Source organism: Hansschlegelia beijingensis (assembly GCF_045505405.1).
In the GTDB taxonomy this organism is placed as follows: Bacteria; Pseudomonadota; Alphaproteobacteria; order Rhizobiales; family Methylopilaceae; genus Methylopila; species Methylopila beijingensis_A.
In genome coordinates, this window is sequence record NZ_JBJKEX010000472.1 from 1 (window position 1) to 1,856 (window position 1,856).

Here is a 1,856-nt window from a genome sequence, read left to right on the forward strand (position 1 = left end):
CTGACCGGCGACCTCCTTGGCCTGCCTGACCTGCGAGGAGACGGAGCCGGCTTGATAGATCGGGACCGTCATGCGTCCCATGCCGGCCCGCTCGGGCGCGGCGCCAGCCGGAGATTGATCGGTGAAGAACGACATGCGGCTCTGGTTCGGGGCGGTCCGTTGTGGAAAAAATGGTCGCCCCGGCCGGGCGCTGCAAGCCGCCGGCGTCACGAAGCCGCGAGCAGGCGCAGGAGCCTTCGCGTGGAGCCGTGAGGTATGATAGCGCCACCCCGGCTGAGAGGAAAACGCCGTGTCGCGCATTGATGAAAGCCGGCCGTTCGTCCCGCTCGGGATCGCGATCGTCACCGTCTCGGACACCCGCAGCGCCGCCGAGGACAGGTCCGGCGACGCGCTCGCCGCCCGGATCGAGGAGGCCGGCCACAGGGTTTCGGGCCGCTCCATCGTGCGCGACGACCGCGAGGCGCTGCGCGCTGCGGTCGGCTTCTATGTGGCGGACCCGGCGACCGACGTCGTGCTGACGACCGGCGGGACCGGCTTTACGGGCCGGGACGTGAGCCCCGACGCGCTCGAGCCGATGTTCGAGAAGCGCATGGATGGCTTCTCCAACCTGTTCCACGCCTATTCGAACGGCACGATCGGAACCTCGACCCTGCAGTCGCGCGCGACCGCCGGGGTGGCGGGCAAGACCTTCGTGTTCGTGCTGCCGGGCTCCACCGGCGCCTGCCGGGACGCCTGGGACGGCGTACTCAAGGCCCAGCTCGACTACCGGCACAAGCCCTGCAATTTCGTCGAGATCCTGCCGCGGCTCGACGAGCACCTGAAGCGCGGCAAGCTGCGCGCCGCGCCCTGACGGAGAGAGGCCGGTGGGGTATTCCGCACAGGGCTTCAGATACGCCGCCGACCTCTCGGGCCGGATCAACGGCAAATCGTTCTACTGGCGGGTGCCTGCGGACCTGGCGCGCAAGGAGGAGCTGTTCGCCGCCTTCCGGGGCGAGCTCTGGTTTCCCGAGGACGCGCCGACCGACTGGGACGCGCTGCTCGAGGCGCTGCGCGATTTCAGCTGGATGAGCGACCGCACGATCGTGCTCGTCCACGAGGCGCTTCCGCGGCTGCCCGAGGAGGATCTGCGGCTCTACCTGTCGATCCTGAGAGACGCGGTGCGCTCGTGGAGCGCCGGAGGTCCGCGTCATCTCGAGGTCGTGTTCCCGGAAGCAGCGCGCGAGCGAATCGCACGGCTCCTTCCCGGCTGAAGCTCAGCCCGCGGTTCCGGTCCCGGGGGTCGCAGGACGACCCGGACGCGCCGGCATCGGCTTCTTCTTCGGCATCGGCAGCAGGCCTTCGCGCTGGGCGGCCTTGCGGGCGGCCTTGCGGGCGCGGCGGACGGCTTCGCCCTTCTCGCGGTTCTTCCGCTCGGACGGCTTCTCGTAGGCGCGACGGCGGCGCATCTCGCGGAAGACGCCTTCGCGCTGGAGCTTCCTCTTCAGGGCCCGAAGCGCCTGATCAACGTTGTTTTCTCGAACGACGACTAGCAAAACGTCTCCAATCGTTAGGATTTGAAATCGGAACGACGCCAGACGCCCGACCACGCGGGCGGACGCGGAGGCGCTGACTATTTCACTTGAGCGGCCGCTTATTTAGGCGTTTGAGCCGGAAAAGCAACCTTGACCCGTCCCACGACCTTCCGGACGCCGCGAAAACCGGGCCTCGGCGGCGAGCCGACGCGCGATCAGCCGTAAAGTCTCGCCACCACCCGGGGCGGCACGCGCAGCATCAGCAATCCCGCGCTCAAGGCCGCCCGGGCGCCGCCGCCAGCCCCATGGACGATTTCCGCCTGGTCGGCGGGAAGACCCGGCTCG

At 69.0% G+C, this 1,856-nt stretch carries 3 protein-coding genes; 2 read left to right on the top strand and 1 reads right to left on the bottom strand.

The window, feature by feature from the left end:
• The first annotated feature begins 289 nt into the window (after positions 1 to 289).
• Together moaB and ACIKT0_RS17685 are read left to right on the top strand one after the other, a co-directional pair.
• Positions 290 to 850 carry a molybdenum cofactor biosynthesis protein B gene (gene moaB / locus ACIKT0_RS17680; protein ID WP_407106653.1) on the top strand — a complete coding sequence of 187 codons (561 nt, stop codon included), beginning with the start codon at positions 290 to 292 and terminating at the stop codon, positions 848 to 850.
• A gap of 13 nt (positions 851 to 863) precedes the next feature.
• Positions 864 to 1,250 (top strand): barstar family protein, encoded by a 387-nt coding sequence (locus ACIKT0_RS17685; protein ID WP_407106654.1) that lies wholly within the window; start codon positions 864 to 866, stop codon positions 1,248 to 1,250.
• A 3-nt stretch (positions 1,251 to 1,253) separates the two neighbouring features.
• Here ACIKT0_RS17685 and rpsU read toward each other — a convergent pair whose 3' ends face one another.
• Entirely contained in the window at positions 1,254 to 1,532 is a 279-nt protein-coding gene (rpsU, locus tag ACIKT0_RS17690; RefSeq protein WP_407106655.1) for a 30S ribosomal protein S21, read from the bottom strand.
• Positions 1,533 to 1,856 lie beyond the last annotated feature (324 nt).